This is a genomic window from Herbihabitans rhizosphaerae, assembly GCF_004216555.1.
In the GTDB taxonomy this organism is placed as follows: Bacteria; Actinomycetota; Actinomycetes; order Mycobacteriales; family Pseudonocardiaceae; genus Herbihabitans; species Herbihabitans rhizosphaerae.
This window is the reverse complement of sequence record NZ_SGWQ01000002.1, coordinates 789,409-816,207: the sequence shown is the minus strand read 5'-3', so window position 1 is coordinate 816,207 and position 26,799 is coordinate 789,409. Positions and strand designations below refer to the sequence as shown.

The 26,799-nt window shown below is 67.9% G+C and carries 29 protein-coding genes and 2 pseudogenes; 19 read left to right on the top strand and 12 right to left on the bottom strand.

Going from position 1 to position 26,799, the window contains the following annotated elements; all coding sequences use genetic code 11:
• Nucleotides 1-109: pseudogene (locus EV193_RS09590) on the top strand (IS481 family transposase); the annotation flags it as partial.
• A 196-nt stretch (nt 110-305) separates the two neighbouring features.
• Nucleotides 306-2,057: an ORC-CDC6 family AAA ATPase gene (locus EV193_RS09585; RefSeq protein ID WP_130343613.1), complete on the top strand. Its 1,752-nt coding sequence runs from the start codon at nt 306-308 to the stop codon at nt 2,055-2,057.
• Between the two features lie 1,160 nt (nt 2,058-3,217).
• On the opposite strand, the gene EV193_RS09580 is transcribed toward EV193_RS09585, so the two are convergent.
• Both EV193_RS09580 and EV193_RS09575 read right to left on the bottom strand, forming a co-directional pair.
• Nucleotides 3,218-4,396: a cation:proton antiporter gene (locus EV193_RS09580; protein ID WP_130343612.1), complete on the bottom strand. Its 1,179-nt coding sequence runs from the start codon at nt 4,394-4,396 to the stop codon at nt 3,218-3,220.
• Between the two features lie 7 nt (nt 4,397-4,403).
• A complete protein-coding gene (locus tag EV193_RS09575; protein ID WP_130343611.1) occupies nt 4,404-4,886 on the bottom strand; it encodes a cation:proton antiporter regulatory subunit in 483 nt (160 codons plus the stop codon).
• A 92-nt stretch (nt 4,887-4,978) separates the two neighbouring features.
• Here EV193_RS09575 and EV193_RS09570 point away from each other — a divergent pair, with 92 nt between their 5' ends.
• From EV193_RS09570 to EV193_RS09550, 5 genes and pseudogenes are all read left to right on the top strand, one after another.
• Nucleotides 4,979-5,680, top strand: a complete 702-nt coding sequence (locus tag EV193_RS09570) for a YqeB family protein (protein ID WP_130343610.1) — start codon at nt 4,979-4,981, stop codon at nt 5,678-5,680.
• 50 nt (nt 5,681-5,730) lie between these two features.
• Nucleotides 5,731-6,447: a (d)CMP kinase gene (cmk, locus tag EV193_RS09565; RefSeq protein WP_242613246.1), complete on the top strand. Its 717-nt coding sequence runs from the start codon at nt 5,731-5,733 to the stop codon at nt 6,445-6,447.
• Nucleotides 6,444-7,097, top strand: coding sequence for a lysophospholipid acyltransferase family protein (locus tag EV193_RS09560; RefSeq protein ID WP_130343609.1), 654 nt, complete (start codon nt 6,444-6,446; stop codon nt 7,095-7,097). Before cmk ends, EV193_RS09560 begins: the two co-directional genes overlap by 4 nt.
• Nucleotides 7,084-8,514 (top strand): ribosome biogenesis GTPase Der, encoded by a 1,431-nt coding sequence (gene der / locus EV193_RS09555; protein ID WP_130343608.1) that lies wholly within the window; start codon nt 7,084-7,086, stop codon nt 8,512-8,514. The genes EV193_RS09560 and der overlap by 14 nt, the downstream gene beginning before the upstream one ends.
• Nucleotides 8,515-8,653: 139 nt before the next feature.
• Nucleotides 8,654-9,679: pseudogene (locus EV193_RS09550) on the top strand (DUF222 domain-containing protein); the annotation flags it as partial.
• On the opposite strand, the gene EV193_RS09545 reads toward EV193_RS09550, so the two are convergent.
• The 8 genes from EV193_RS09545 to EV193_RS09515 form a co-directional block, all read right to left on the bottom strand.
• Complete coding sequence (locus EV193_RS09545; RefSeq protein ID WP_130343606.1) at nt 9,676-9,861, bottom strand: DUF397 domain-containing protein; 186 nt, start codon at nt 9,859-9,861, stop codon at nt 9,676-9,678. The pseudogene EV193_RS09550 and the gene EV193_RS09545 sit on opposite strands and share 4 nt — an antisense overlap.
• 16 nt (nt 9,862-9,877) lie before the next feature.
• Entirely contained in the window at nt 9,878-10,711 is an 834-nt protein-coding gene (locus EV193_RS09540; protein WP_130343605.1) for a helix-turn-helix domain-containing protein, read from the bottom strand.
• Nucleotides 10,712-10,820: 109 nt separating this feature from the next.
• Nucleotides 10,821-10,994 carry a hypothetical protein gene (locus EV193_RS33220; RefSeq protein WP_165401297.1) on the bottom strand — a complete coding sequence of 58 codons (174 nt, stop codon included), beginning with the start codon at nt 10,992-10,994 and terminating at the stop codon, nt 10,821-10,823.
• A gap of 100 nt (nt 10,995-11,094) precedes the next feature.
• Complete coding sequence (locus EV193_RS09535) at nt 11,095-13,848, bottom strand: ATP-binding protein (RefSeq protein ID WP_207222562.1); 2,754 nt, start codon at nt 13,846-13,848, stop codon at nt 11,095-11,097.
• 25 nt (nt 13,849-13,873) lie between these two features.
• The gene (locus EV193_RS09530; RefSeq protein WP_130343604.1) at nt 13,874-14,326 is read right to left on the bottom strand and encodes a DUF6292 family protein; all 453 of its coding nucleotides are present in this window, start codon (nt 14,324-14,326) and stop codon (nt 13,874-13,876) included.
• Nucleotides 14,327-14,331: 5 nt separating this feature from the next.
• Nucleotides 14,332-14,523, bottom strand: coding sequence for a hypothetical protein (locus EV193_RS09525; protein ID WP_130343603.1), 192 nt, complete (start codon nt 14,521-14,523; stop codon nt 14,332-14,334).
• 29 nt (nt 14,524-14,552) lie between these two features.
• Nucleotides 14,553-15,137, bottom strand: a complete 585-nt coding sequence (locus tag EV193_RS09520) for a GNAT family N-acetyltransferase (protein ID WP_341273149.1) — start codon at nt 15,135-15,137, stop codon at nt 14,553-14,555.
• Nucleotides 15,134-16,072, bottom strand: a complete 939-nt coding sequence (locus EV193_RS09515; RefSeq protein WP_130343602.1) for an acyl-CoA desaturase — start codon at nt 16,070-16,072, stop codon at nt 15,134-15,136. Before EV193_RS09515 ends, EV193_RS09520 begins: the two co-directional genes overlap by 4 nt.
• A gap of 593 nt (nt 16,073-16,665) precedes the next feature.
• Here EV193_RS09515 and EV193_RS09510 point away from each other — a divergent pair.
• From EV193_RS09510 to EV193_RS09495, 5 genes are all read left to right on the top strand, one after another.
• Complete coding sequence (locus EV193_RS09510; RefSeq protein ID WP_207222561.1) at nt 16,666-16,872, top strand: RGCVC family protein; 207 nt, start codon at nt 16,666-16,668, stop codon at nt 16,870-16,872.
• Nucleotides 16,873-16,897: 25 nt separating this feature from the next.
• Complete coding sequence (locus EV193_RS33715; protein ID WP_207222560.1) at nt 16,898-17,062, top strand: hypothetical protein; 165 nt, start codon at nt 16,898-16,900, stop codon at nt 17,060-17,062.
• Between the two features lie 58 nt (nt 17,063-17,120).
• Complete coding sequence (dprE2, locus tag EV193_RS09505) at nt 17,121-17,864, top strand: decaprenylphospho-beta-D-erythro-pentofuranosid-2-ulose 2-reductase (protein WP_130343601.1); 744 nt, start codon at nt 17,121-17,123, stop codon at nt 17,862-17,864.
• 65 nt (nt 17,865-17,929) lie between these two features.
• Nucleotides 17,930-18,160 (top strand): hypothetical protein, encoded by a 231-nt coding sequence (locus EV193_RS09500; protein WP_130343600.1) that lies wholly within the window; start codon nt 17,930-17,932, stop codon nt 18,158-18,160.
• A gap of 377 nt (nt 18,161-18,537) precedes the next feature.
• Nucleotides 18,538-19,098 carry a Uma2 family endonuclease gene (locus EV193_RS09495; protein WP_242613245.1) on the top strand — a complete coding sequence of 187 codons (561 nt, stop codon included), beginning with the start codon at nt 18,538-18,540 and terminating at the stop codon, nt 19,096-19,098.
• Here EV193_RS09495 and EV193_RS09490 read toward each other — a convergent pair.
• A complete protein-coding gene (locus EV193_RS09490; protein ID WP_130343599.1) occupies nt 19,061-19,465 on the bottom strand; it encodes a winged helix-turn-helix transcriptional regulator in 405 nt (134 codons plus the stop codon). The two genes, EV193_RS09495 and EV193_RS09490, sit on opposite strands and share 38 nt — an antisense overlap.
• 25 nt (nt 19,466-19,490) lie before the next feature.
• On the opposite strand from EV193_RS09490, the gene EV193_RS09485 reads away from it, so the two are divergent.
• From EV193_RS09485 to ligD (EV193_RS09455), 7 genes are all read left to right on the top strand, one after another.
• A complete protein-coding gene (locus EV193_RS09485; protein WP_130343598.1) occupies nt 19,491-19,847 on the top strand; it encodes a YybH family protein in 357 nt (118 codons plus the stop codon).
• On the top strand, nt 19,844-20,293 hold the full coding sequence (locus EV193_RS09480; RefSeq protein ID WP_130343597.1) for a GNAT family N-acetyltransferase: 450 nt from the start codon (nt 19,844-19,846) through the stop codon (nt 20,291-20,293). The genes EV193_RS09485 and EV193_RS09480 overlap by 4 nt, the downstream gene beginning before the upstream one ends.
• Before the next feature lie 49 nt (nt 20,294-20,342).
• Nucleotides 20,343-21,293, top strand: coding sequence for an Acg family FMN-binding oxidoreductase (locus tag EV193_RS09475; RefSeq protein ID WP_130343596.1), 951 nt, complete (start codon nt 20,343-20,345; stop codon nt 21,291-21,293).
• Between the two features lie 7 nt (nt 21,294-21,300).
• Complete coding sequence (locus tag EV193_RS09470) at nt 21,301-22,200, top strand: universal stress protein (RefSeq protein WP_130343595.1); 900 nt, start codon at nt 21,301-21,303, stop codon at nt 22,198-22,200.
• A gap of 87 nt (nt 22,201-22,287) precedes the next feature.
• Nucleotides 22,288-23,151 carry a non-homologous end joining protein Ku gene (gene ku / locus EV193_RS09465; RefSeq protein ID WP_130343594.1) on the top strand — a complete coding sequence of 288 codons (864 nt, stop codon included), beginning with the start codon at nt 22,288-22,290 and terminating at the stop codon, nt 23,149-23,151.
• Between the two features lie 8 nt (nt 23,152-23,159).
• A complete protein-coding gene (gene ligD, locus EV193_RS09460; protein ID WP_130343593.1) occupies nt 23,160-24,590 on the top strand; it encodes a non-homologous end-joining DNA ligase in 1,431 nt (476 codons plus the stop codon).
• Entirely contained in the window at nt 24,583-25,488 is a 906-nt protein-coding gene (gene ligD, locus EV193_RS09455; protein WP_130343592.1) for a non-homologous end-joining DNA ligase, read from the top strand. Before ligD (EV193_RS09460) ends, ligD (EV193_RS09455) begins: the two co-directional genes overlap by 8 nt.
• 3 nt (nt 25,489-25,491) lie before the next feature.
• Here ligD (EV193_RS09455) and EV193_RS09450 read toward each other — a convergent pair whose 3' ends face one another.
• Complete coding sequence (locus EV193_RS09450) at nt 25,492-26,712, bottom strand: alpha/beta hydrolase fold domain-containing protein (protein WP_130343591.1); 1,221 nt, start codon at nt 26,710-26,712, stop codon at nt 25,492-25,494.
• Nucleotides 26,713-26,799 lie beyond the last annotated feature (87 nt).

The window sequence follows — 26,799 nt, the reverse complement described above, 5'->3', positions numbered from 1 at the left end:
AGCCCTACCCGGCTGGACCCACTTCTACAATCACCACCGACCCCACAGCGCCATCGGAGGCCACCCACCAATCAGCCGACTGGACAACCTGCCTGGACATCACAACTAGCGCTCGGATTCAGGCCCGCCGATGGTGTTTCGTATGGGTTTTTGCGTCCTGGTGGACAGTGCGGCCGGATGTAGCTGAGCTGCGGCCCTTGGAGTCGAAGGGAATCAAGCAACGCGTCATCAGGTTCGTGCCCTGTCAGTAGATCGAAGGTAGTCAACGCGCAACCTCATCGGGCTTCGGGCACGACGGTAGCGATATGCCGAGGCATGATCTGGATCGTACTGGTACCTTTCTGGTAGCTGAGCTGGAGCAGGTAAGGAACGATATGGTGGCTATCGCCGAGGAACACGAGGTCTCGCTGTTCGAGGAGCGGGCGGAAAACCTCACTCCGGAGGAGTTTGAAGCGTGGACGGCTCCTACGCCACATGATGAGCAGATTCTCCGTCAGCTTCAGACGCAAGGCCCAAAGCTGTTAACGGGTCCGCGTGGATGTGGGAAAACGACCCTTCTCCTCCGCGCAGCAGCCGAAATACGAAAGCGAGGTTCTGCGCTCCCTGTCTATGTCAACTATGGGCGGTCAATGTTTACCGAGCCAGCTTTCAATCAACGCTCGGACGCCGATGGTTTCTTTCAAGACTGGCTAGTCGCCAAAGTTATCGCCGCAATGGATGAGACGTTTCAAAGGCTGGAGGTGCATGCCCCCGACCTGCGTAGCCAAGGCGAGATAGCTCGATCGTTTATCGATTTGGCCGAGCGCAATCCTCATGCAGCTAGACCGGATCTCCCAGGGCCAACGGCCTTGACTAAAGCGCTTGAATCATGGGCTGAAAAGGCGAAAGCGAAACGGATAGTTCTGCTACTTGACGATGCCGCTCATGCTTTTGTGCCTGAGCAACAGAGAGTATTTTTCGAATACCTCCGTAACCTTAGGACTCCGGCAGTTACGTACAAGGCGGCCATCTATCCTGGCGTTACCGAATTTAGTCCGAACTTTCATGTCGGGCATGACGCGAAGTTGGTGCATGCTTGGGTACCGGTTGAAGGTAGTGAGTACCTGGACTTCATGCGGTCGATTTATGAGAGGCGACTACCTCCAGCAATAAGGAATCGAATATCGGTCGGAGTTGTGTTGCTTTTTGCTGCAGCCTCATTTGGTGTGCCGCGAACGTTCTTTGCTTTGATTGAAACCTATCTGGAGAACTGGCGTGGCCAGCCGGCACGTTCCGCGCAGGCAGCTAACAACACTATTATCCAGAACTCGGATCAGCTGAGAGACTTGCACCGTTCTCTATCAAGAAAATTGCCGCGGTATCGCCAATATGTTGAAACTGGCGAAAAAGCCTTGGATAAGCTGTTACTGCTGATTGGTGAACTGAATGAGACGCGTCACCGCGCGAAAACGGATGCCCAGGCACTTGACGTTGCAATTCGCCATCCAATTGATTCCAGACTCGTTACAATTCTAGGACTGTTGGAGTATGCAGGCCTGGTTCGGCGGACAAACGAGGCCGTTAGCCACGGCGCGGACCGTTATAGCAAGTTCGCGATTCACGGCTGCCTTCTTGTCGCTGCGGGAGCGTTGAAGTTCGGGCAGAACCCGACGATGGAGCAGCGCGCAAACGCGCTAGTCAAGACCTCTAGAACGGGATCATACAAGCGCGTCGGTAGCGAAGGAATTCTTACTCCAAAACAAGCGGAGGCGTGTCAGTTGGTCGTCGCCAACTGCGCGAAGTGCGGCACACCACGCCCGATGGAGAACGCCCGATTCTGCGGCGCGTGCGGAGCAGAGCTTGTTGACGCGAGCAGGTTCGAAGAGCTCATGGCTACGTCAATTGACGAGCTTTCCCTTACACGTAAGAAGCTTAGAGCGCTTCATGATCAGGAAATGCATAAGATTGAGGATTTGATCCGAGATCGCGGTCTCACGGAGATCAGCAAGGCACAACGAATCGGTCCGGTGTGGGCAAGGCGCGTCTACTCACTCGCGGAGGAGTTCGTCGGTGTCTAGACACGCAGCGATCGACTCGTTGAGTATTTGTGCTCCACCGTCTGCAGTTTCGGCAGACTGGACGATATTTGTGACCAGCTCAGGGAAGGCCCGGTCGAGCTCGCCGATCGATTCGTTTTATGTCGAGCATCAAGGTCTAAACAAGCTTGGGTCGTTGCTGCAGGGGGATCAGGTAGACGAGGATGTTCAGTATTTATTAGGTGGCCAACTGCTCCTTGGGTATGTAAGTGCGACCGAACTGTACTTTCGGCAAATGATATCGCGATGCGTAGCACTGTGTCCGATAATTCGGCAGGCAAACGGGCAACAGATGATCCCGTTCGGCGCGCTCGACTACTATCACAAGGATTCTTTGGAAAACGCGCTTACGGAGAGGGTGTCGTTCAGTGAGCCTGGAACGATCAAGAACCAGCTGGATGGCAGGCTAGGGGTCAAGGTCGTACCAAGGTCGTCGCTGGATCGTTCTATTGAAGACTATGAGAAGCTATGTCAAGTCCGACATTCACTTGTTCACTCGCACGGTGTGGTAAATTCGTCGAATGCCGCAAAGCTGGGTATTGACCCCGCAAGGTCGTTGCAAACCTGTATTGATAGTCGGTGTCTGCAATTGGTAGCGGCTGTTGCTCTGAATCTGGTTCGAGACGCAAATAATGAAATTGCCAGAAGTATTGTATGGGACTGGGTTAAACGTGGTATTCTCACCGGCGACAACCGTAAGGACCGAGCTCATCTTGGCCGACTATTGAGACAGCTAGGCAGTGCGATTGATTCAGATTCGGGTCGATCGGTGACTGGCAACTCTGAATTGTTCAAAATTGTCAAGGCTGCAGTTGTGGCGATATCTACTAAGTCGATAGGTCGTCGACGGTAAGTGAAGATCGCCTGTCAATTCGTTATGCATGACGACTGACCAAATCTCATTGCTCACACCGCGACTGTGCAGCTTGCGCTTGCAAAGACGATGGCGATTGTGGCGGCCGAAGGACGTGGATGCTGCACAGACTGACTGGTGAACCGGAAGATTGCTTGTTATCGCAACAGGATTGCACGAGCCGCAGCCGAGCAAGGCTCGGTGGGCGTTGGTACGCGCGCAGCCGGGGCCGGCAGCATAGCTTTGAACAGGCGCGGGCTGATGTCGCGCAGAACGCGGACTGACGAGGTTAGGCGGTGGCGGGACGGAGGCGGGCGTTGACCGCCCGCGCGACGGGTTCCACCACCCGCGCGGCCACCGGCCCAAAGATCGCCATCAACAACACATACGCCGTAGCCAACGCCGCCAGTTGATCATCAACCGCCCCAGCCGACACCGCCAGCCCCGCGATCACAATAGAAAACTCCCCACGAGCCACCAGCGCCGCCCCAGCCCGAGCGCGACCCATCCGAGCGATCCCCTGCCGCTTCGCCGCGAACCACCCAGTGATCACCTTCGTCACCGTCGTCACCACAGCCAGCCCCACCGCCGCGACCAACACCGGAGGAATCGTCCGAGGATCAGTATTCAACCCGAAAACCACAAAGAACATCGCCGCGAACAAATCCCGCAACGGCTCCAACATCCGAGTCGCGTTCTCCGCCGTCGACCCCGAAATCGCGATCCCCAACAAGAACGCCCCCACCGCGGCCGACACCTGCAACTGCGACGCGATGCCGGCCACCAACAGCGCAGCCCCGAGCACCCGCAACAAGAACACCTCAGGATCAGGACTGTCCACGAGCGCCGACACGTAGCGCCCGAACTTCAACGCCACCACCAGCACGATCGTGATCACGACCAGCGAGATCCCCACCGCCGTGAGCCCACCCACCAGCGTCGCCCCGGCCAGCACCGCCGTCAGAATCGGCAGGTACAGCGCCATCACGAGATCCTCGAACACGAGAATCGAGAGCACCACGGGCGTCTCGCGGTTGCCGAGCCGGCCCAGGTCCCCGAGCACCTTCGCGATGATCCCGGACGAGGAGATGTAGGTGATCCCGGCCATCGCCAGCGCGCCGACCGGCCCCCAGCCGAGCATCAGTGCGACGGCCACCCCGGGCAGCGCGTTGAGCACCAGATCCACCAGTCCGGCCACCCACGACCGCCGCAGCCCGGTGACCAGTTCACCCGCGCTGTACTCGAGCCCCAGCAAAAGCAGCAGCAGGATCACGCCGATCTCGCTGGCCAGGTGCGCGAACTGCTCGATGCCGTGCAGTGGCACCACGCCGCCGGCGCCGAAGCACACACCGCCGATCAGATACAGCGGGATGGGGGAGATGCCGATCTTCCACGCCAGCCGGCCGAGGATGCCGAGGCCGAAGAAGACAGCGCCGAGTTCGATCAGAGCGAGGGCGGTGTGATCCACGGACGTCTCAGCCGCGATCGAGAATGTCCACGGCCTTGGCGAGACCCTGCGGTGTACCGACGGTGATCAACGTGTCCCCACTGGCCAGCGTGAAGTCCGGACCGGGCGACGGGTGCACGGTGCCGGCCCGCACCACCGCGACGACCGACGCCAGCGTGCGGGTGCGCAGCGCGGTGTCACCGAGCGTGCGGCCGTCGAACGGCGAGCCGTGCGGCAGCGGAAGCTGTCGGGTGCTCACCCCCGCCACGTCCCGGTGCTCGTCGTTGAGCTGCGCGACGAGCTGCGGGGCGCCGAGCAGGTTCGCCAGCGCGCCGGCCTCCTCGGCGGACAGCGGAATGGACGCCGTGCACGCGTCCGGGTCGTCCTGCCGCGAGACGATCAGCTCGAAATGGCCGTCCCGATGCGTCACCACACCGACGCGGCGACCCGCGCGGGTCGAGAAATCCTGGCGCGTGCCGATCCCCGGCAGCGGAGTCACGTCGACGTTCACCACGTCAGGGTAACGATCGAGGTGAGGGGTTTCTTCCCGGCACTCCGGGTGTCGATACCGTCACTGAGTCGGGGGAAGCAGGGAGGATGATCTTGAGTTCGAGGGAGACCCAGCACGGCCAGACCGTGGTGACCGCACCCACGTGGATGGCCGTGTTGTTCTGGTTGGGCTTTCCGGTGGGCGGCGCGTTACTCGGCGTGCTGCTGCGCGTGGTCGCCGAGTGGGTCGGCGGCTACGACTGGGCGCCCGGTCCGCTGCGCATGCTGGAGTCACTGCCCGAGCCGCAGGTGACGATCGGTGCGGTGGCGATCGGTGCGGCTGTCGGCGTCGGCCTCGGGCTCATCGGCAGGCACGAGAGTGTGATCGTCACCGTCTCGCCGGAGACGGTGATCCTCAAGCGCAAGGGGACGTCACGGGTGATCGCCGCGGACCACGTCCACGTGGTGTTCCGTGACGCGAACTGCCTGGTGCTCCAGGGAAAGCGCGGCGAGGACGTGGCCCGTGAATGGTGCGACCACAGCGCCAAGACGCTCGCGGAGGCGTTCCGCGAGCACGGCTACACCTGGGTGGCAGAGGACCCGCACGCCGCCGAGTTCCACCGCTGGGTGCCCGGCGCGCACGGGCTGCCGGCCGGTGCGAACGCGATCTTGAAGGCGCGCGAGAAGCTCCTGCACTCGCTGGAGGAGACCGACGACGCCCGCGAACTGCGCGGCGAGCTGGCCGAGCTGGGTGTCGTGGTGCGGGACGTGAAGAAGAAGCAGTACTGGCGACTGGTCGAGCCGCCGACGGTGTGACCTGTGCCGCCAGGCAGAATGGACGGCTGGCGGCGACAGGAGGAGGAACGGTGCGGCGAGGTCAGCTTCGCGGGGTTGTGGCGATGGACGGCCCGTCCGGTACCGGCAAGTCCACGGTGGCCCGCCGGCTCGCCTCGACGCTGGGCGCCGGCTATCTGGACACCGGTGCGATGTACCGCGCCGCAACGCTTTCCGTGCTCCGCGCGCGCGTCGATGTGACCGACGCCGAGATGACCGCGACGGTGGTCGAGCGGATGCGGCTGGAGATCTCCGACGAGCCTGGGGTGGCCGCCGTGCACCTGGACGGCGAGGACGTCGCCGTCGAGATCAGGGGGCCCGAGGTGACCACGGCCGTGTCCGCGGTGTCCGCGGTGCCCCGGGTGCGCGAACTACTGTGCGACCAGCAGCGGGCGATCATCGAGCGCGTGCTCGACGACCGCGGCGGGATCGTCGTGGAGGGCCGCGACATCGGCACGGTCGTCGCGCCGGACGCCGAGCTGAAGGTGTACCTCACCGCGTCGCCCGACGCGCGCGCCCGCCGCCGCGCCACCCAGGACGGTCGTCTGTCCACTGTGGACGCCGTGCTGGCCGATGTGGAGCGGCGCGATCGGCTCGACTCCAGCAGGGCCGCGGCCCCGCTGCGCCGGGCCGACGACGCGATCGAGTTGGACACCACCGCACTCGACGTGGACGGTGTGCTCGCCGCCCTGCTGTCCAATGTGGACGAGCGTGGCATGCGGGTGACCGAGGAGACGACCAGGCGATGAGCACGGCGCTACTGCCCGAGGGTGCGCGACCGGGCTTGCACCGGGTCGCCCGCTGGCTCGCGACCTGGCTGTACCGGCCGGCGTACCGGATTCGGGTGCGCGGCAAGGAGAACGTGCCGAAGACCGGGCCGGTCGTGCTGGTCGCCAACCACAGCTCGCTGATCGAGCCGCAGCTCGTGTTCGGCGCCACCGGACGCAACTCGGTGTTCTGGGTGAAGAACGAGCTGTACCGTGGTGTGCTCGGCACGATGCTGGTCGCGATCGGCCAGTTGCCGCTGCGCAGAGGCGAACCGGACCGTGTCGCGCTGCTCACCGCCGTGCGGATTCTCAAGGCCGGCGGCATGATCGGGGTGTTCCCCGAGGGCGGCCGAGGCAGCGGCGACGTGGAGACCGCGCAGCAGGGTGCGGCCTGGCTGGTCCGGTCGACCGGCGCGGTGGTGCTGCCGGTGGCCTGCCGGGGGACCAGGCGGCCGGAGGGCTCCGGACGGCGGTTCCGCCCCGCGGTGGACGTGCTGATCGGACGGCCGCATACCGTGAAGGTGGCGCGCGGCCGGGCCGGACTGGCCGAGGGGACCGAGGACATTCGAGTTTTGCTCGCCGATCTTGTGGCCGAGCTCGACGAGCAGAGGAAGCGAAATGGCAGAGGTTGACGGCGTGACCGAGTCCGTCCTGGACGGCACCTGGTCCGAAGAGACGGACTGGCACGCGCTGTCCGATGTGGACGGTTCCGACGAGGAGCACGGCGCGCCGCCGCAGCCGGTGCTGGCCGTGGTCGGCCGGCCGAACGTGGGCAAGTCGACCCTGGTGAACCGCATCCTCGGCCGGCGTGAGGCGGTCGTGCAGGACACCCCGGGGGTTACCCGCGATCGGGTCGCCTACGACGCGCTGTGGAACGGCCGCAAGTTCACCGTGGTGGACACCGGCGGGTGGGAGCCGGACGCCGAGGGGTTGCAGGCTTCCGTTGCGGCACAAGCGGAACTGGCGATGGCGACGGCCGACGCGATCCTGCTCGTCGTGGACGCGACGGTCGGCGCGACGGCGACCGACGAGGCCGCCGCGAAGGTGTTGCGCCGCGCCAAGGCGCCCGTGCTGCTGGCCGCGAACAAGGTGGACGACGAGCGGCTGCTGGCCGACACGGCCTCGCTGTGGTCGCTCGGCGTCGGCGAGCCGATCCCGGTGAGCGCGCTGCACGGTCGCAACTCCGGTGACCTGCTGGACGCGATCCTGGACGCGCTGCCGGAGACGCCGAAGGACACCGGCGGCACTGGCGGCCCGCGCCGGGTGGCGCTGATCGGCAAGCCGAACGTGGGCAAGTCCAGCCTGCTGAACAAGCTCACCGGCGAGGAGCGGGCGGTGGTCGACGCGGTCGCGGGCACCACGGTCGACCCGGTCGACTCGCTGGTCGAACTGGACGACCAACTGTGGCGGTTCGTGGACACGGCCGGGTTGCGCAAGCGGGTGCGGACGGCGAGCGGCACGGAGTACTACGCGTCGCTGCGCACCAAGGCGGCGATCGAGGCGGCCGAGGTGGCGATCGTGCTGCTGGACGCGAGCGAGCCGATCGCCGAGCAGGACCTGCGGGTGTTGACCATGGTCGTGGAGGCCGGGCGCGCGTGCGTGCTGGCGATGAACAAGTGGGACCTGGTCGACGAGGACCGGCGGCACCAGCTCGTGCGCGAGTTGGAGCGTGGGCTGGTGCGGGTGCCGTGGGCCGAGCGGGTCAACATTTCCGCGCTGACCGGGCGCGCGGTGCGCAAGCTCGCGCCGGCGCTGCGCACCGCGTTGGACTCGTGGGATCAGCGGATCTCGACCGGGCAGTTGAACGCGTGGCTGTCGGAGCTGACCGCGGCGACTCCGCCGCCGGTGCGTGGTGGCAAGCAGCCCAAGATCCTGTTCGCGACGCAGGCGCAGACCAGGCCGCCGATGTTTGTGTTGTTCACGACGGGGTTTTTGGAGGCGGGGTACCGGCGGTTTATCGAGCGGAAGCTGCGGGAGCGGTTTGGGTTTGCCGGTAGTCCGGTGCGGATCTCGGTTCGGGTTCGCGAGAAGAAGGCCCGTAAGCGCTGATCTTTGCCACCGTAATGGGTGATGGGCCGTTTACGCCGGATGAGGCGAGCACCGTTGCGGAGTTGGAGATTGTTCAGCGGGATAAGGCCGCGTTGTGTGCTGATGAGGTTCGGTTGCTCGCTCAGTACAACCGGTTGCGGGTGGGGCGGAGAATGTGTCCGAGGAGATCGGGCAGGCTCTGGAGTGGTCACCTGGGCACGCGTCGCATCAGGTGACGATGGCCGCCGCTATCGCGACTCGGCTGCCGAAGACACTGGCCGCACTTGGACGTGGGGACCTGGATTGGGCGAAGGCTCGTGCGATGTACGAGGTCACGCGGCCGTTGTCGGATGAGCACGCCACGCAGGTGGAAGCTGGCGTGTTGGTTGATGCGCCGTGTTTCTACAAGTCCTTTCGGGACAAGGTCAACCGGTGGGTGAAGAAGGTCGACCCGGACGGTGCGGAGCAGCGTCGGTTGGCGCGGCGTAAGGACCGGTGTGTCAGTTTCAAACTGGAGGACGACGGCGAGGCGTTCCTTGGTATTCGGGGGCCGGTGGAGCAGTTGTATCCGGCGTATGTGCGGATCGATCAGCACGCCCGACGCGCCAAGCAGCAGGGTGACGCGCGAACGTTGGATCAGTTGCGGTTCGACACCGCCATGGATCACCTGTGCGGAGAGAACCAGTCGCACATCAAAACCATCGTGTGGGTCACCGTCCCGCACACAACACTCATGGGAATCGATGACAAACTGGGTGAACTATTCGGTGTCGATTCGCTTCCCGCGCAGGTGTGTCGCGAGTTGGCCGCCGATAAGAATTCCACGTGGCGGCGGATACTGAGTGACCCGGCCAGCGGGATGATCACTGATGTGGGGCGGAAGCGATATCCGCCGGCGGCGATGGCGGAGAATGTGCGATTGCGGTTCCGCAGATGTACACATCCCGGTTGCGATCGACCAGCGACCCGTTGCCAGATCGACGACACCCTCCGGCATGCCGACCGTGGCCGTACCTGCCTGTGCAATCTGAATCCGCGCTGCGAGCGGCACAACCTGTGCAAGGAACGCCCCGGCTGGCATGTCGAGCAACCCGAACCAGATGTGGTGATCACGCGCAGCCCGCTCGGACACGAGGCAACGGTCCGAGCTGAGCCGATCGCCGACCCGGACCCGCCGCCGTACTAGTGGCGCTCCAGGAACGCCGACCAGCTCGTGCTCGGGAAGGCAAGGGCCGCAACGGGATTCTTGGAGTCACGGACGGCTGTGACATCGCGCAGAACGGCCAGCTCGACGCATTCTGCGTTCTCGTTCCCACTGCTGAAGCTGCTCTTGCGCCACCGGGAACCCGACATGTCCACAGTGGACATACGCACACCGCCGTTCTTAGCTCGCCCAGTCGTCAGCCAATCGCTCGATCAGGGCGGTCGATTCCACCGGGTCGAGCGCCAGCGATCGAACGTGTTCGAACTGGACCCTAGCAAACCGCACCAGACTGCGGTGTCGCTTGCGTTCGACGCAGAGTGGGTGCTCGACCTGGGCGATGCTTGGCCGTTCGTGCTGCAAGAAGTCCAGCACGGTGAACGATCCGAGTAGGGCTTCGTTGGCCACAGTTTCGGCGGGCAGCACGCGTATGTCGACCGAGGGCAGCTCGGAGATCAACGCCAGGTGATCCAACTGCGTGCGCATAAGTTCCGGCCGTTTGATCGGACGATGCAGCATGTGCTCGTCCAGCACTGCGTGGAGCTGGAGCGGTTGGTCTTCGTCCGTCAGTCGTTCTTGGCGAATCAGGCGCACGGTGAGCTGCTTGGCGATCCACTCCTCGGACATCGGCCGCCGGCGCGACTCGAACAGCATTCGCGCGTAGTCGGCGGTTTGGAGCAGGCCGTGCACGACGTTCGCGGCGTACGTCGACACCACGCTCGCGCCGCTTTCCAGGGCGATGTAGTCCTTGTCGGAGATCCCGTATTCCTTCCACCATCCGGGATTGCGCGCGCGGCGGACCTCGTCCAGCAACGTGTCATCGACGAGGTTGTACACATCCATCGCGGTGCGCACGAAATGCACATCGAGGCCGTGTCCCTGTTCGATCCGACACAGCCTGCTCTCCGAACAGTCCAGCAACGGCGCGGCCTCGGCCATCTTCATGCCCACCGCCTCGCGCGCGACACGCAGCTTCTCGCCGATCGCTGCGCGCAGCAGCACCGGATTTTCCTCCACGCCGGCCTCCCCACGGTTCCCAAGTGGCTACAGCCTGCACATGCAATTCCACTCGGCACCGCCGACGCGCCGGAGTAACCGTGCGTCGGCGGTGCTCGAGGTGCCCGGGTCACGCGGCGTGCGCGTGGCGCGGCCGCAGCGACCACCGGCGAGCCCGCCGGGCCTCGTGCTTGGCGGCCCGAGCGTCGCGAACCTGGCGGCCAAGGCGCTCCTGAGCGGCCTCGGCCAGGTAGCGGCGGTGCTGGTCGGCGATCAGGGTCTCGGCGAAGTACTCCGTGCTCATCGTGCTCACTCCTTGGTGGTCGTTCCTGCTGACAGCACCAAGACTGCTCCGGCGACGGCCGCACGCCATCCGTGCTCACCACGGATCCACCACGGAAACCTCAGTACGTGGTGGGCATCCGTACCGCCCCGATCTCGCGGAACAACGCCTCACCGGCCTCGCGTTCGGCCCCGCCGGCGAACACCGCCGTGCGCGCCCACTGGTAGCGACACGCCGTCTCGCGCAGGCTCGCGGCGGCGGCGACCAGACCGTCCCGCGAACGCTCGGCCAGCGCGACGGCTCGGGCCAGCATCGCGGCCGCGATCGGGTTCTGCCTGGTCAGCACGGTGGCGCGGTCGATGCGCTGCTGGGCGTCCGCCCGCCCGGCCAACACGGCGGCCTCCGCCCACATCGCCGCATACCAAGGCCGGCACACGTCGTCGAACGCGTTGTCGAAGTCCTCCGGCGGCACGCTGAGCACCTCGACCGCCCGTTCCGCCTCACCCAGGTGCAACGGCACCAGCGCGTCCAGCATCCGGCCGCCCGCCACCGAGCGCCCGGCCGGATCGGGGACCGAGGCGTCCGCGACCGCGCGGATCGCCTGGGCCGCCTCGATCTCGCCACGCAGCCGATGCACGACCGACGCGGCGTACGGCCCCCGGCTGAGACTCCACACGAACGGCCGCCCGGCCCGCACCCAACCCTCGGTGAACCGGTCGGCCAGCGCGATCGTCTCCGGCCAGTCCCCGGCGAGCGCGGTGACCACCATCAGCCGGGACGTCGCGATGTGGCCCTCCTCGCGCACGAACGGCAGATCGCGCAGGCCCTCGGCCATCCGGCGCGCGGTGCCCAGGTCGCCGGTGGCGATCGCGCACTCGGCGGCCATCGCGTGCATGTCGGCGAACTCGATGCCGAACTCCGGCCGCACCCGCAGTTCGCCGATCAACTCGACGCGACGCATCGCGCCGTCCAGTGCCGCACGCACCTCGCCCTCCGCGAGCCGCACCACGGTCACGGCGTCCAGCGCCGCGCTCTCGATCGCCGGATCGCAGGCCGCGCGGGCGAGGCGCAGCGCGTCCTCGGCACACGAGATGCACCTCGGGTCGTAGGTGATGGTCTTGAACGCCTCCGCGACGCGCACCTGCGCCGCGGCCACCGGGTCGTCTCCGGCGTGCTCGCGCGCCTCGGTCAACAGCGCGTCGACGAACTCGTCGTCGGGCAACTCGGGGAACAGGCCGGCGCCCCGGTGAATCATCTCGGCGATCTTGCCGAGCAACCGGGCGGCGCCGGGTCCGTCTCCCGCGGCGAGCGCGGCGTCGGCCGCCTCGCGGTGCAGCCGAACGGCCTCCGGGCCGGACAGCCGGGACAGCGCCGCACCCGCGGCCCGGCGCAGCGCGGCGGCCTTCGCCTCCACGTCGTCGGTGAGCGTGGCCGCCTGCTCGAAGCGCCGCTGCGCCTCGGACGGCATGCCTCGGACGAAGGTCAACTCGGCCAGGCGAACCGCGAGATCGTGTGCCGGTTGACCGGTGGCGCGGCCGAGGGCGTCGCGCAGATCGTCGGCCACATCGTCGAACGCCGCCCGCCACGAGCCGGAATCCGTTGTGGCGGAACGGGAAAGCTCATCGGCCGCACGCAGGCACCAACGCGTGTGTGCCTCGGTGGCCGCGTCGGACTCGCCGTCCTTCGCGAGCCGTTCCTGGCCGTACTGGCGGATCGTCTCCAGCATCCGGTAGCGGCTGCGGCCGGTGCCGCCGACCGGGGTGAGCAGGCTGTGGTCGACCAGCTCGGCGAGGATCGCCGCCGCGTCCGCGCGCCCGGTGACCTCCGCGGCCGCGTCGGCGGTGAACGGTGCGGCGAACACCGACGACCACCGCAGCACGGCCCGCGCGTCCTCCGCCAGCAGGTCGTAACTCCAGTCCAAAGTGGACCGAAGCGAGCTGTGTCGCTCGTCGCGCCGCCGGCCACCAGACAGCAGCCGCAGTGCACCGGCCAGCCCCGCCTCCAGGCCGTCCAATCCGAGTGCGGGCAGCCGGGCCGCGGCCAGCTCGATCGGCAACGCCATGCCGTCGAGTCCTTGGCAGATCGAGGAAATCCGCGAACGGTCCACATCGGACAGTCGAGCGCCGGCCGCGGCGGCGCGCCCGAGGAACAGCTCCACCGCGTCGTCGGCCAGCGACAGCGGCGGCACGGTGAACACCCACTCGAACGGCACCAGGAGCCGCGCCTGACTGGTGGCCAGCACGGTCAGTCCGGGGCTCGCCGTGAGCAGCCGCTCGACCAGCGTGGCGACGCCGTCGACCAGGTGCTCGCAGTTGTCCAGCACGAGCAGCGCCCGCTTGCCGGCCAGCCACGACACCAGCGTGTCCACCGCGGACCGTCCGGCCTGCTCGCCCGCACCCAGCGCGGTGACCACGGCCGGCGCGATCATCGACGGGTCGGTGACCGGCACCAGGTCCACGAACCAGGCGCCGTCCGGCAGGCTGGTCGCCAGATCGGCGGCGACCGCGAGCGACAGCCGGGTCTTGCCGACGCCGCCCGGGCCGAGCGCGGTGACCATGCGGTGCTCGCCGAGGGCCTCGGCCAGGGCGCGCCGCTCCTCGGTCCGGCCGACGAACGAGGTGAGCGGGGAGGGGAGTGTCGGCGGCGCGGGCGCACCGGTCGAAGCTTGCGACCGGGACGACGCGGCCTGGGCCAGCGCGCGGCGGTCCGCTACGCCGAACTTGCGCAGCAGCGAGGAGACGTGGCTCTCCACGGTGCGGATCGAGATGAACAGCTTGGCGGCGATCTCCGCGTTGGTCAGGTGTTCGCCGAGCGCGTCGAGGACCTCGGCCTCGCGTGCGGAGATCTCCTCCACCGGTCCGGTCGTCGCTGCCACGGGGGAAGCATGCCACGCGGGACGGTCAGCTCAGCCCACCCTCGAGCGCGCCGCGCGTGGTCGAGCCCATGCCGTCGGCGTAGCGACTCAACCGCCGTGCCAGGTCCGTGGCGTCGACAGTGCGACCGAGCGGGTGCGCACTGCTCCGGTCGCCAGCCAGCAGCGCGGCCACGAACCGTGCGACGACGGGCGGCGGTGGTACGAGATCGTCGCCGCCGAGGTGGTCGGCGACGATCGTGCCCTCGCCGGGATCGGTCTCGACCGCGACGTACCAGCCGTGCCGCTCCGTCCAGACGAGCATCAGATCCCTCGTCGGGAACTCCGGCCAGCGCTCGGCCAGCCCGATGTAGACGGTCACGGTGTCGCTGATCTCGAAGCCGGTGGCTTCGAGCGGGACGCCGAGCTCCACCGCGACAGCCCGCACGTAACCGGCAAGCGACCGGCCGAACGCGTGGGTGGTCTCGGATGTCGTGGCCATCGTCCTCACTCAGAGGGCTCCCGGTCGAGGCCGAGCATGGCCACCAGACCCTGGAAGTCCTCGACGTCGACCGCGCATCCGGCGACCGTACGGAGCGCCTTGTTCCGCTGTACGACGTTGTGCGCGTGTTCCCGCTCGCGTGCTTTCGCCAGCTCGCTGTTGCCGGCTCCGGCGATGAGGTGCTCCGCGGACGTCATTTCGCTCCTCTGTTCGGTTTGGTGGCCGGTCAGTCGTCGTTGCCGTGGCCGGGTGGTCGTTGGCTGGTCTGTGCTCCGAGTTTCAGATCAGCCGACCGTAGTCGGTAGATCTCGAGATCGAGGTCGAAGTACTTGCGCGTCTCGCCGACCCACAACATGCCGTTGCGTCGCACGGTCGCGGCGGCGCGGGCGTTGTCCGGCCGGACGACGGCGAAGATCTCGTCGACGTCGTGGCTGAACGCCCAGCCGGCCAGGGCGTAGGTCGCCTCGCTGGCGTACCCGTTGCCCCAGACGTCGGGGTGCAGCTGCCAGCCGATCTCGAGGTCCTCGTGTCCGGGCGGCAGTCGCAGAAGTACCGCGCCACCGACCACGCGCTTGTCCTCGTCACGTTCGATCGCCCAGCGCCCCGCCGGCGGCGGCAGCCCGACGCACTCGGCGATCCATCGGGTGATCAGCAGCCGCATGGCGGAAGGGGTCGGCACCCGGGTCATCTCCGGGCTGAGCCAGCGTGCGACCTCGGCGTGCCCGTACACGTCCAGCGCGGCGGCGGTGTCGGCGAAGGTCCAGCCGCGGAGCGTCAACCGCGGGGTGCGCAACACCGGCAGCCGGGTCACGAGCGGGCCAGCCTGCCCAGTCGCTGCTGGTTGGGCCACCGGACGCGGGTCGCCCAGCCCAGCTTCTCGAAGATCCAGATGAGTCGCGCGGAGATGTCGATCTGGCCGCGCAGCACGCCGTGGCGGGCGGAGGTCGGGTCCGCGTGGTGGGAGTTGTGCCAGGACTCGCCCATGGACAGGATCGCCAGCGGCCAGAAGTTGGCCGACCTGTCCCGGCTGGCGAACGGCCGGTTGCCGATCATGTGGCAGATCGAGTTCACCGACCAGGTCACGTGGTGCTGGAAGGAGACGCGGGCGAGGCCGGCCCAGAGAAAGCCGGTCAGCGCGCCCCACCAGGACAGTGTGATGACACCGCCGAGCACGGCGGGGGCCGCGACGCTGAGTACCACCCACAGCGGGAACAGGCGGTCGACGGCACGGAGGTCACGGTCGGCGGCCAGGTCCGGCGCGAACCGGTCGATGTTGGTCTTGTCGCGCCCGAACAGCCAGCCCATGTGCGCGTGCCAGAAGCCGCGCGCCAGAGCGACCGGCGAGGTGCCGAACAGCCACGGCGAGTGCGGGTCGCCCTCGCGGTCGGAGTACGCGTGATGCCGGCGATGGTCGGCGACCCAGCCGATCACCGAACCCTGCGCGGCGAATCCGCCCGCGATCGCCAGCGCGATCTTCAGCGGCCGCTTGGCCTTGAAGGCGCCGTGCGTGAAGAAGCGGTGGTAGCCGACGGTGACGCCCAGCGTGGACGCCGTGTAGAAGACGGCGGCGATCCCGATGTCCACCCAGGTCAGGCCCCAGCCCCAGGTGAGCGGGACGGCGGCGATCAGCGCCGCGAACGGGATGATCAGGAACGCGCGGATGGTGAACAGCTCGGCGAACGAATGACTGCCGGAGATCATGGGCTTCGGTGTCGCGCGCGGCTCAGCTCGGGTGGCCGTGGTCATGTAGTGCTCATTTCAGTGGAAAGCCTGCTGCCGGTCGCGGCCATCGACACGGTGTGCGGCGAAGTCCCATGCGGTCAGTTCGGAGGAGGCGGTGCGTGGGGTGTGAGACCAGGGGAGCTGCCGGACCAGGCATGGCCCGGCAACTCGGTCGGCGGGGGCGTTGATCGGCGCGAGGCAGCGTGGTCGGTCGACTCCGTGGTGGGCGCCTTGAGCTTCGGTCTCGCGTGGAGTGTCAGCTGAGGCGGCTCGGTGACCCGTAGGGGTGTTCGGAGTTCTGAAACGGCTGCGCGGGCCCGACGTCATGTCGGTGCTCCCGTCCCCGATCGACAGGCGACCGGACTGGCGCCGAAGACGAAGCAGGCTCTACTGCCAGCATGCGAGATGTCCTCGACTTCCTCACCGTACCTCATGGATGGGCGTCGGACGTGTACCGTTGGGGGTGCCGGGGACCTTTCGAGTGCCGACATCAGCGTCGACTCCGTCCTCGGGTTTCCCAGTTCAGCGGACCGGACGACGTCCGTTCCCGTGAGCTCGTCGAGCGTTCTGGAGAGGCACCGTATCGTCCACATTGGACAGACGGGAGCGCGGCGACGATGACGCAGAGCGTCACCATGCCGACCGACCGCACCATGATCGCTGGGGCGGTGTGCCCGGCGTGCCCGCACTACTGGGCCACACACGACAAGATCTCGGCGCGCTTCTGCGCGGCGACCCTCGCCCGCAAGCACGAGCGAGGGTGCGTGTGCCCCGCCACAACCGAGCTGGCCGAGTCAATCGACCCTGGACAGACCACAAGTTAAGGACAACCAGATCATCTTGAGCACAATGAAGCACGATCGCCGGAACACGGCGCCAGTCGTGTTCAGCCATGAGCCCGTCGACGCTCCCGGAGAACGGGCGGAAAACTCCGGCGGCCACGAGACCACCTATCACAGCCTGTTCAGCGACGTTGGCGCCGCCGGCTCGAGCCGCCCTGACGCACCGGCCTGACCGCCGCGCCCGACGTTGGGCATGATGTTCGCCGACGTCGACGGAAGGCGGGGCACGAATGGCTGGCGCGGTGCTGGTCCTTGGCGGGCGCAGCGAGATCGGGGTAGCCGTCTCGGAACGGCTGGCACGCGGCGATGCGGACACCTTCGTGCTCGCCGCTCGCCGCGCGGAAGACCTTGACACGCAAGAGAAAGCGCTGCGCGAGGCGGGCGCCGGCACGGTCGAGCGGGTGGAGTTCGACGCCGACGACCTCTCCTCGCACGAGCCGCTGCTGGAGCGGGTCGTCGCCGAGCACGGGTCGGTGGACACCGTGGTCGTCGCGTTCGGCCTCCTCGGCGACCAGGAGCGGGCCGAGCGCGAGCCGGAGCACGCGGTGAAGATCGTGCACACCGACTACGTCGCGCACGTCGCGATCCTGACCAGCGTGGCGAACCTGCTGCGCCGGCAGGGCGGCGGCAGCCTTGTGGTGTTCTCCTCGGTCGCCGGCGTTCGGGTGCGGCGCGCCAACTACGTGTACGGGTCGGCCAAGGCCGGCCTCGACGGGTTCGCCAGCGGCATGGCCGACGCGCTGCACGGCAGCGGCGTACACCTGCTGCTGGTCCGGCCCGGGTTCGTGATCGGCCGGATGACCGAGGGCATGTCGCCGGCCCCCTTCTCCTCGACACCCGATCAGGTGGCCGACAAGACCGTGAAGGCGCTGCGACGCAAGCGCTCGGTGGTGTGGGTTCCCGGCGTGCTGCGGCCGATATTCGCGGTGCTGAAACTGCTCCCGCGCGCCATCTGGCGGCGCATGCCCCGCTGATCGGGGGAACCGCCGGCCGATTCCGCGCGTCACTGGATCAGGGAGTGACCGGGGAAGGGGCCGGAATGACGGAGGAATCGAAGGGCGACTTGTCGCCGGCGCGGCGAGGCGTCGCGGTCGTGTGCGCGATCATCGCGGGAATATGTTCGATCGCGGCGGCGGTGATCGAAACGGACGTCGAACCGTCGAGCGGCGACGCCTACGAGCAATGCCTGGACGAGCAGCGGTCGCGGATCGCCCGCGAGGGGAGCCTGCTGCGGCCGGAGGACTTCTGCGACATCTACCCTGGAAGATAGTCCGAATCGTAAGACGACTTTCCGTTGTCCGGCGCGTGGTGCGCGCGTACCATTATGCTCTTGGGCATCGAACGGCCATGCTTACTCGCTGTGAAAATGACGCGGAGTCAAGGCCAAAATGACAGATCAGCATAATCAGAATGGCGACTTGGCGAATTCGTGTTATGCACACGTTTGGCGTAAGAAAAGGATCGCGGCGAGAAACGTGCCGGTGCCCGGACACCCGAGCGTGACGACACCGCCGTGCCGTCCGGCCGCACACCTGCCGGTTTAGTCCGATCGTGTGTCCGACTACGCCGCGTTCTGCGCGGACCGGATTCGAACGTGTCTAGGCTGTACGCAAGCGCGGTTCGAGTCGACGCGATCTAGGGAGCAGCATGGGGACTGTCCCGGTGTTTCCACACCGTGAGCCGCTGACGCGCACGGACCTGGAGTCGATCGACGATGACGGTCGCCGCTATGAGCTCGTGGACGGGGTGCTGCTGATGAGCCCCTCACCCCGTCCGTTGCATCAGCGCGTCGTGGCTCGGGTGCTGACCGCGGTCTCCCGCGAGTGCCCGCGCGAATGGGAGGCGCTGCCCGCGCCGGTGGACGTCGTGCTCACCGACAACACCGTGCTGATTCCCGACGTCCTGGTCGGCCGGCGCGGCGACTTCACCGAACGCGCGCTGGTCGGCGTGCCGGTGCTGTCCGTCGAGGTGATCTCGCCGTCCAGCCGGATGATCGACACCCAGCTCAAGCGCGCCACGCTGGAGAAGGCGGGCTGTCCGTACTACTGGATCATCGATCCGTACGAGCCGTCCCTGCTGTGCCTGAGCCTGCACGACGGCGAGTACCGCACGGTGGCCGAAGTGCGCGGCGACCAGACGGCCAGGCTCACCGAGCCGTTCCCGGTCACGATCACGCCTGAGGACCTGGTGGTCGACTACCTCGACTGAGCAACTCGCTCCCGACGCTGTAGAGCGCGACCAGCAGCGGGCGCAGGGCCTCGCCGGCTGTCGTGAGCCGGTAGCTGGTGCGCGGCGGGAAGCCGGGAATTCGTTGCCGCCCAACGAGATCACGTGCGTCGAGGGTGCGCAGCCGGTCCGCCAGCACCTTCGGCGACAGGTCGGGCAGGGCCGCGCGGAGATCGCTGAACGACATCGGCCCGGCCATCAACTCGCGCAGTACCAAGGTCGTCCATCGTCCGCTGACGGCGGCCAGCGCCACCTCGACCGGGCACTCCGGCGACGGCCGGCGGGTGCGGCCGCGCGAATCCGGAACCAGCTCGGCGTCGAACGCGTGGGTTTCCGTTTGGTGACCCATTTCCGGCTCCGTTTCACTGACCGCCATGGAATTGACCACTGAGGCGGCGCGACACCCGCACGTGTTCGAGCGCGCGTTCAACACCGGCCGGATCGAGCTCGTCGACCAACTCTACGAGCCCGATGGCGTGCTGGTCGCCGACGGGGAACAGCTCACCGGCCGGCGGCGGGCCGACGCGTTGCGAGCGCACCTGGACCTGGGCGCGCCTGTTCGGGTCAACCCTCGGCAGGTACACGTGTCCGGCGACATCGCGCTGCTGATCGTGGACTGGGCGATCGAGGGACACATCGGCGGCACCGCTACCGACGTCGTGCGCCGGGGCCCGGACGGATTCTGGCGCTACGTGATCGACAACCCGATGGGTTCTACGATGGCGGCGTGATCACCGTCGGCCCGCTCGTCGCCACCGACCGCCCAGTGTGGACCGAGCTGTTCACCGGGTACAACGAGTTCTACGGGCGCACCCCGTCGGTGGCCCTGCTCGACGGCGCGTGGCGCGAGGTGACCATCGGGGACCGCATTCACGCCCTGGGCGCCCGGTTGGACGAGCGGCTGGTCGGCATCACGCACTTCTTCACGCATCCGAGCACCACGTCCGCCGATGTCTGCTACCTGCAGGACCTGTTCACCGCCGAGGCGGCGCGCGGCCGGGGCGTTGCCCGATCGCTGATCGAGGCCGTCGCGGACTGGGCACGCGAGCAGGGGTGCGCACGGGTCTACTGGCACACCAAGGCCGACAACCACACGGCTCGCCGGCTCTACGACCGGGTCGCGGAGGACCGGGGATTCATCCAGTACGTCCTTCCCCTCGAGCAGCGGCCCGATTGAGGTCCATCGGCCCTGATACCTGGGCCTGCCGTTGAGCGACCGTTGTCCCATGCCCGGGGCGCACGTGCATCGAGACCTGCTTACCTCGGTGCTGCACGCCGCCATCCAGGCTCCGTCGCCGTACAACACGCAGCCGTGGCGGTTCGGGCCGCGGCGCGGTGGCGTCGACGTGCTGCTCGACCGCGACCGGGTGCTCGCGGTGGCCGACCAGGACGGCCGGGAGGCGCGCATCGCGTGCGGCGCGGCGTTGTTCAACCTGCGCACCTCCTTGCGTACCAAGGAGATCGGCGTACACGTGCGGCTGACGCCGAGCCCGAGTTCCGGCGAGCTGCTCGCCGACGTACGGTTCGGCGCCCGGCAGAAGTCGTGCGGTGAGGAGCACATGCTCGCCGCCGCGATCCCGAACCGGCACACCAATCGCGAGCCGTTCCTGCCGCGCCCGCTGCCCGGTCGTACCCGGCACGCCCTGGTGCGCGCCGCCGGGTGCGAAGGGACCGGGCTGTACCTGGTGGACGATCCGGCGGGGTGCCGGGCGGTCAGCGAACTCGTCGAGGCCGCGGCCGAGGCGCAGCACGGCGATCCGAGGTACCTCGCCGAGCTGGCGCGCTGGACCACCGACTGCCCGCGTGCGTCCGACGGCGTACCGAGGGACGCCAACCCGTTGTGGCACAAGGAGGTTCCGGATCAACGCGAGCAGCTCGTCGGTGTCCTGCTGACGTCCGGTGACACCGCCGCCGATCAGGTGCGCGCGGGCCTGGCTCTGCAACGCGTGCTGCTCACCGCGACCGCCTGGGGTGCCACCGCGTCGTTCCTGTCCCCGGTGGTCGAGCTGGCCGAGAGCCGGGCGGCGCTGCGCTCGATGCTGGACATTCGCGGCCACCCGCAGGCGGTCGTTCGGCTCGGCTACGGCTACCCGCGCCAGATCACCGCGCGACGCCCGATCGCCGACGTGCTCGTCGTGGGGGTCTCCAAGCAGGCTTCGCAGGAGGTGGTCTCGTGAGCCACCGATGACCGCGTCCAGGCCGAGTCTTCCCGTGGTGGTGGGGGTCGACGGGTCGAGTTCGGCCGTGCACGCGGTCCGGTGGGCCGCGGAGGAAGCATCGAGGCTCGGAGCGCCGCTGCGGGTCGTGCACGGCTACCTGCTCCCGCGCACCGAGCTGCCGTACACGCTGCCGAGCCACGGCGACGTGCGGGACGCGGTGCGGCAGCAGGCCGAGCACTGGCTGCGGTCGGCGCTCACCTCGGCGACCGACGTGGCGCCGCTGGTGCGTACCCAGGTCGACCTGCGTACGGCGCCGCCGATCTCGGTGCTGCTGGAGCTGTCCGAGCAGGCGCGGATGGTGGTGGTCGGCGCGCGCGGGCTCGGCGGGTTCGCCGGACTCGCGGTCGGCTCGGTGGCGATGGCGCTCATCGCGCACGGCCGCTGCGCGGTCACCGTGGTGCGCGGGCCGCGCCCGGGTGCCAGGCCGCCCGACTACGGACCGGTGGTGGTGGGGCTGAACGGTGCCGCGCGCGCCGACGCGGCCGTCGCGCTGGCGTTCGAGGAAGCGTCCGCGCGGCACGCCGAGCTGATCGCCGTCTACCTGTGGCCGGAGATGCTGAACGACTCGGCGTTCGAGGCGGCCCGCGCGGTGCTCGACTGGCACGCGATCGAGGGCGCCGCCGTGGTGCACCTGCGACAGCGGCTGGCGTCGTGGCAGCGCAAGTACCCGGACGTGCGGGTGCGGCAGGTGACCGTGCGGGACCGGCCGGTGCAGGCGCTGCTGACCCAGGCGGAGCGCGCGCAGCTCGTGGTGGTGGCGCGAACGCCGCAGGCAGGGGGCAGCGGACTGTTACTCCGATCGACCAGCCAGGCACTGGTCCACTACGCACCGTGTCCAGTTGTGGCCGTCGCCGGTGATCACTAGCGCCGGTGGGTGCATCCGACTTACGCTGGGTAGTCCTTGTGGGTGACAGGTCGTGCGGGACCGGCGCGGGAGAGGTAACCAGGCACTATGAGATCAGTATGGCGAGGCGCGATCTCGTTCGGACTGGTGACCATCGCGGTCAAGCTCTACACCGCGACCGAGGAGCACGACTTCCGGTTCAACCAGATCCATCGCGAGGACGGCGGCCGCATCCGGTACAAGCGGGTCTGCCAGGCGTGCGACAAGGAGGTCGCGTACGCCGACATCACCAAGGGCTACGAGCTCGAGGACGGCCGCATGGTCATGGTCGAGCCGGAGGACTTCGAGAAGCTGCCGATCAACACCGACCACTCGATCCAGGTACTGGAGTTCGTCGACGCGCCCGAAGTGGACCCGATCTACTTCCAGAAGACCTACTATCTCGAGCCGGACAAGGCCGCGGTGCGGCCGTATGTGTTGCTGCGCAAGGCTTTGGAGCAGGCCGAACAGCTGGCCATCGTCAAGATCGCGATCCGGCAGCGGGAGTCGCTGGCGGTCCTGCGCGTCTACGACGACATGATCGTCATGCACACGATCATGTGGCCGGACGAGATCCGCAAGCCCGACTTCGGGTTCCTGGACGAGACGGTCGAGGTGCGCCAGCAGGAGCTGTCCATGGCCACCTCCCTGATCGACAGCATGGCCGGCACGTTCGAGCCGGAGGAGTTCAGCGACGAGTACACCGAGGCGCTGAAAGAGATGATCGAGGCCAAGGCCGAGGGCGCCGAGCTGCCGGAGAAACCGGAGGCCGAGGAGGAGGGCGAGGTCATCGACCTGATGTCCGCCCTGGAGCGCAGCGTCGAGGCGGCTCGATCCAGCCGCGCCAAGAAGTCGGAGGCCAAGCCCGCGAAGAAGGCGCCGGCGAAGACCGAGGACAAGAAGAAGACACGTAGCGGCAAGCGCACGGCGTAAGGGCGGCCGTGGGCGATCTTTCCGAGTACCGGCGCAAGCGGAACGCGAGTAAGACGCCGGAGCCGGTACCCACGGACGCGGTGCTGCCGCATGGTGACGACGACACGTTCGTCATCCAGGAGCACCACGCCCGTGCGCTGCACTGGGACGTGCGGCTGGAGCGCGACGGCGTGCTGGTCTCGTGGGCGGTGCCGAAGGGCCTGCCGAACGAGCCGGGCACGATCCACATGGCGGTGCACACCGAGGACCACCCGCTGGAGTACGCCACGTTCTCCGGCGAGATCCCCAAGGGCGAGTACGGCGCCGGCACCATGAAGATCTGGGATCGCGGCACCTACGAGACGATCAAGTGGAGCGACCGCGAGGTGAACGTCGTCCTGCGCGGCGAGCGGGTGGACGGCGAGTTCTTCTTCATCAAGACCCGTGACGGATGGATCGTGCGCCGGCACGGGACGGCGGCCCGCCCGGACTGGAAACCCTTGCCGGACAACGTGAAGCCGATGCTCGCGACGGCCGGGGCGCTGCCGCCGGTGGAGGTCGACGAGCAGTGGTCCTACGAGTTCAAGTGGGACGGCGTGCGCGCACTGGCCTTTGTGGACGGTGGCCGGATCAGGCTCGTGAGCCGGCAGGGCAACGACATCACCGGCGGGTACCCGGAGCTGCGCGGGCTCGGTGAGGAACTGGGCAGCACCCAGGTGTTGCTGGACGGCGAGATCGTCGCGCTGGAGAAGGGCCGGCCGAGTTTCGCGGTGCTGCAGCAGCGAATGCACGTGCGGTCCGAGTCGCAGGTGCGGCGGCTGGCGGCGGCGCACCCGGTGACGTATCTGATCTTCGACCTGCTGCACTTGGACGGGCGCCCGTGCCTCGACCTGCCGTACTCGGCTCGCCGGTCGCTGCTGGACAAGCTGGAGCTGCGCGGCAACCACTGGCAGACGCCGCGCGCGTACCCGGGGGCCGGCGCGGCGGTGCTGGCGGCGAGCCGGGCGCAGGGGCTGGAGGGTGCGGTCGCCAAGCGGCTGGAGTCGCGCTACCTGGCCGGCCGGCGCAGCACGGACTGGATCAAGATCACCGACGTGCGTCCGCAGGAGGTGGTGATCGGCGGCTGGCGGCCGGGGGAGGGGCGGCGCGAGGGCGTGATGGGCTCGCTGCTGCTCGGTGTGCCGGACGGGAAGAAGCTGCGCTACGTCGGCGCGGTCGGCACCGGGTTCACCGACGCGATGCTGGAGCGGCTCACCGATCAGCTGAAACCGTTGGCGCGCAAGACATCCCCGTTCCACGAGGTGCCGCCTGACCGGGCCCGCCACGCGAACTGGGTGCGGCCGGCGCTGGTCGGCGAGGTGGTGTTCCGGGAGTGGACGCCGGACGACCGGATGCGGGCGCCGGTGTGGCGCGGGCTGCGGCCGGACAAGGAGCCCGAGGAGGTGCGGCTCGTTGAGTGAGACCCAGACCGTTCAGGTGGAGGGGCGCCGGCTGAAGGTGTCCAACCTGGACAAGGTGCTGTATCCGGAGACCGGGTTCACCAAGGGCGAAGTGATCAACTACTACGTGCGGGTGGCGCCGGTGCTGCTGCCGCACGTGGCCGGCCGGCCGGTGACGCTCATTCGGTATCCGGACGGTGTCACGGGCCAGTCGTTCTTCGAGAAGAACGTGGCACGCAACGCGCCGAGTTGGGTGCGGACCGAGCGGATCGAGACGCCGGGGAGTTCTCGCGGGCACGAGTACCTCGACTTCGTGGTGATCGACGACCTGCCGACGCTGGTGTGGGTGGCCCAGTTGGCGGGGCTGGAGCTGCACGTTCCACAGTGGACGGTCGGGCCGCGGGGTGGGGTGCGGTCGCCGGATCTGCTGGTGTTCGACCTGGATCCGGGTGCGCCGGCGACCGTCGTGGAGTGCGCGCGGATCGCCGTCCGTCTGCGTGAGGCACTCGCGGAGGACGGGTTGACCGCGTACCCGAAGACCAGTGGCTCCAAGGGGATGCAGGTCTACGCGCCGGTGAAGGTCTCCTCTCCCGAGGCGACGTCGAAGTACGCGAAGTCGCTGGCCGAGCGGCTGGCGGGGGAGACGCCGAAGGAGGTGGTCTCCACGATGGCGAAGGCGGCTCGCGGGGGGAAGATCTTCATCGACTGGAGCCAGAACAATCCGTACAAGACCACGGTGGCGGCGTATTCGTTGCGGGCGCGCGACGAGCCGACTGTGTCTACTCCGTTGTCGTGGGACGAAGTGGAATCGTGCTCTTCTGTGGCGGATTTGCGGTTCACCGCCGAAGAAGTGCTCGAGCGGGTGGACGATCTGGGTGACCTGTTCGTCGACAGTGATCCGGTGCGGCTGCCGACGTGAGGATCAGTCGAGCACGCGCCGGGTGAAAGCGCCCGCGTGTTCCAGCGCGTTGGCGGCCTCCGGCAGGAACGACCAGAAGTACTGGAACATGTGGGTGGACGACGGATACAGCTCGAGCCGCGCGTCGACGCCGAACGAGCGGGCCCGTTCGGTGAGCCGGTGGGCGTCACCGGCAAGTGGTTCGCCAGTGCCGGCCTGTAGGAGCATCGGCGGCAGGCCGGACAGGTCCGCGGTGAGCGGGCTGACCCGCGGGTCGCCGAGGTCGTGACCGTTCAGGTACGCGGCCGCGAACCGGCGGAACCGCTCGGGGTCCAGGATCGGCTGCGGCTCCTGCTCGTCGGGTGGCCAGGTTTCGCATGTCAGGTCGACCCAGGGACACAGCAGCAGGACGCGGCCGGGCTGCGGTAGCCCGTGGTCCTTGAGGGTGATCAGCATGGAGACGACCAGTCCGGCGCCGGCGGAGTCACCGGCGACGGTGATCTCGGCGGGCGGGGTGCCGGTGTCCAGCATCCAGGTGTACGCGTGCACCGCGTCGTCGACGGCCGCCGGGAAGGGGTGCTCGGGCGCCAGCCGGTAGTCGGGCAACAGGATGCCGGCGTCGGTGGCCACGGCGAGCGCACCGGCAAGCGGCCGGAATCCGAAAGCCGAGCCGGCCACGTACGCGCCACCGTGCAGGTGCAGAACGGTCAGCGGCCGGTCCGCCGCCGCGGCCACCGCCAGGGCGGGCACCCCACCGGCGTTGACCGGCCGTACGCGGGTGCCTTCCGGGAGCGCGATCCCGGCGTTGAAGTCCTCCACCGCGCCGCGGAACTGCTCGATCTCGGTGCCGTCGTCGGTCAGGTCGCGGACCGACTGCCAGGCGCGGGCGGCCCGCTCGGCGAACTCGCCGCCGATCGACTGGGTCGCCGAGATCGCGTCGTCGAGGTCGGTCAGCAACCGGCGTGCCCGGTCCAGCAGGGCGTCACCGGCCAGCGTGAGCTCCACCCGGTGCGTCGAACGGCGCAGCAGGTCGCCGCCGACGAGCCGCTCGAGCGTGCGGATCTGCCTGCTCAGTGCCGGCTGGGAAAGGTAGAGCCGCGACGCGGCCCGGCCGAAGTTGAGCTCGTCGGCGACCGCCACGAATGCCCGCAGGTGCCGCAGCTCGATCGCGTCGGGCGCGGCCGGCAGCGGCAGCACCCGACCGGGCTGCTGTCGCTCGTCGGGTTTCTGCTCGCCGGCGGCCATGCGGGCATTATGTGCCCCACCTCGGGACGCCGGTGATGCTTGGCCGGCAAGACGGCCATGCGTGATCGGTCTTTCCCCTGCAGACCA

Coding starts and splice junctions, on each gene's coding strand:
- EV193_RS33220 (WP_165401297.1), bottom strand. CDS start 10,994: ATGAGCACGGAGTACTTCGCCGAGACCCTGATCGCCGACCAGCACCGC.
- der (WP_130343608.1), top strand. CDS start 7,084: ATGGCAGAGGTTGACGGCGTGACCGAGTCCGTCCTGGACGGCACCTGG.
- dprE2 (WP_130343601.1), top strand. CDS start 17,121: ATGGCTGGCGCGGTGCTGGTCCTTGGCGGGCGCAGCGAGATCGGGGTA.
- EV193_RS09530 (WP_130343604.1), bottom strand. CDS start 14,326: ATGGCCACGACATCCGAGACCACCCACGCGTTCGGCCGGTCGCTTGCC.
- EV193_RS09545 (WP_130343606.1), bottom strand. CDS start 9,861: ATGTCCACTGTGGACATGTCGGGTTCCCGGTGGCGCAAGAGCAGCTTC.
- EV193_RS09500 (WP_130343600.1), top strand. CDS start 17,930: ATGACGGAGGAATCGAAGGGCGACTTGTCGCCGGCGCGGCGAGGCGTC.
- EV193_RS09490 (WP_130343599.1), bottom strand. CDS start 19,465: ATGGGTCACCAAACGGAAACCCACGCGTTCGACGCCGAGCTGGTTCCG.
- EV193_RS09450 (WP_130343591.1), bottom strand. CDS start 26,712: ATGGCCGCCGGCGAGCAGAAACCCGACGAGCGACAGCAGCCCGGTCGG.
- EV193_RS09585 (WP_130343613.1), top strand. CDS start 306: ATGCCGAGGCATGATCTGGATCGTACTGGTACCTTTCTGGTAGCTGAG.
- EV193_RS09525 (WP_130343603.1), bottom strand. CDS start 14,523: ATGACGTCCGCGGAGCACCTCATCGCCGGAGCCGGCAACAGCGAGCTG.
- EV193_RS09475 (WP_130343596.1), top strand. CDS start 20,343: ATGCCCGGGGCGCACGTGCATCGAGACCTGCTTACCTCGGTGCTGCAC.
- EV193_RS33715 (WP_207222560.1), top strand. CDS start 16,898: ATGAAGCACGATCGCCGGAACACGGCGCCAGTCGTGTTCAGCCATGAG.
- EV193_RS09510 (WP_207222561.1), top strand. CDS start 16,666: ATGACGCAGAGCGTCACCATGCCGACCGACCGCACCATGATCGCTGGG.
- EV193_RS09495 (WP_242613245.1), top strand. CDS start 18,538: ATGGGGACTGTCCCGGTGTTTCCACACCGTGAGCCGCTGACGCGCACG.
- ku (WP_130343594.1), top strand. CDS start 22,288: ATGAGATCAGTATGGCGAGGCGCGATCTCGTTCGGACTGGTGACCATC.
- EV193_RS09470 (WP_130343595.1), top strand. CDS start 21,301: ATGACCGCGTCCAGGCCGAGTCTTCCCGTGGTGGTGGGGGTCGACGGG.
- EV193_RS09515 (WP_130343602.1), bottom strand. CDS start 16,072: ATGACCACGGCCACCCGAGCTGAGCCGCGCGCGACACCGAAGCCCATG.
- EV193_RS09485 (WP_130343598.1), top strand. CDS start 19,491: ATGGAATTGACCACTGAGGCGGCGCGACACCCGCACGTGTTCGAGCGC.
- EV193_RS09560 (WP_130343609.1), top strand. CDS start 6,444: ATGAGCACGGCGCTACTGCCCGAGGGTGCGCGACCGGGCTTGCACCGG.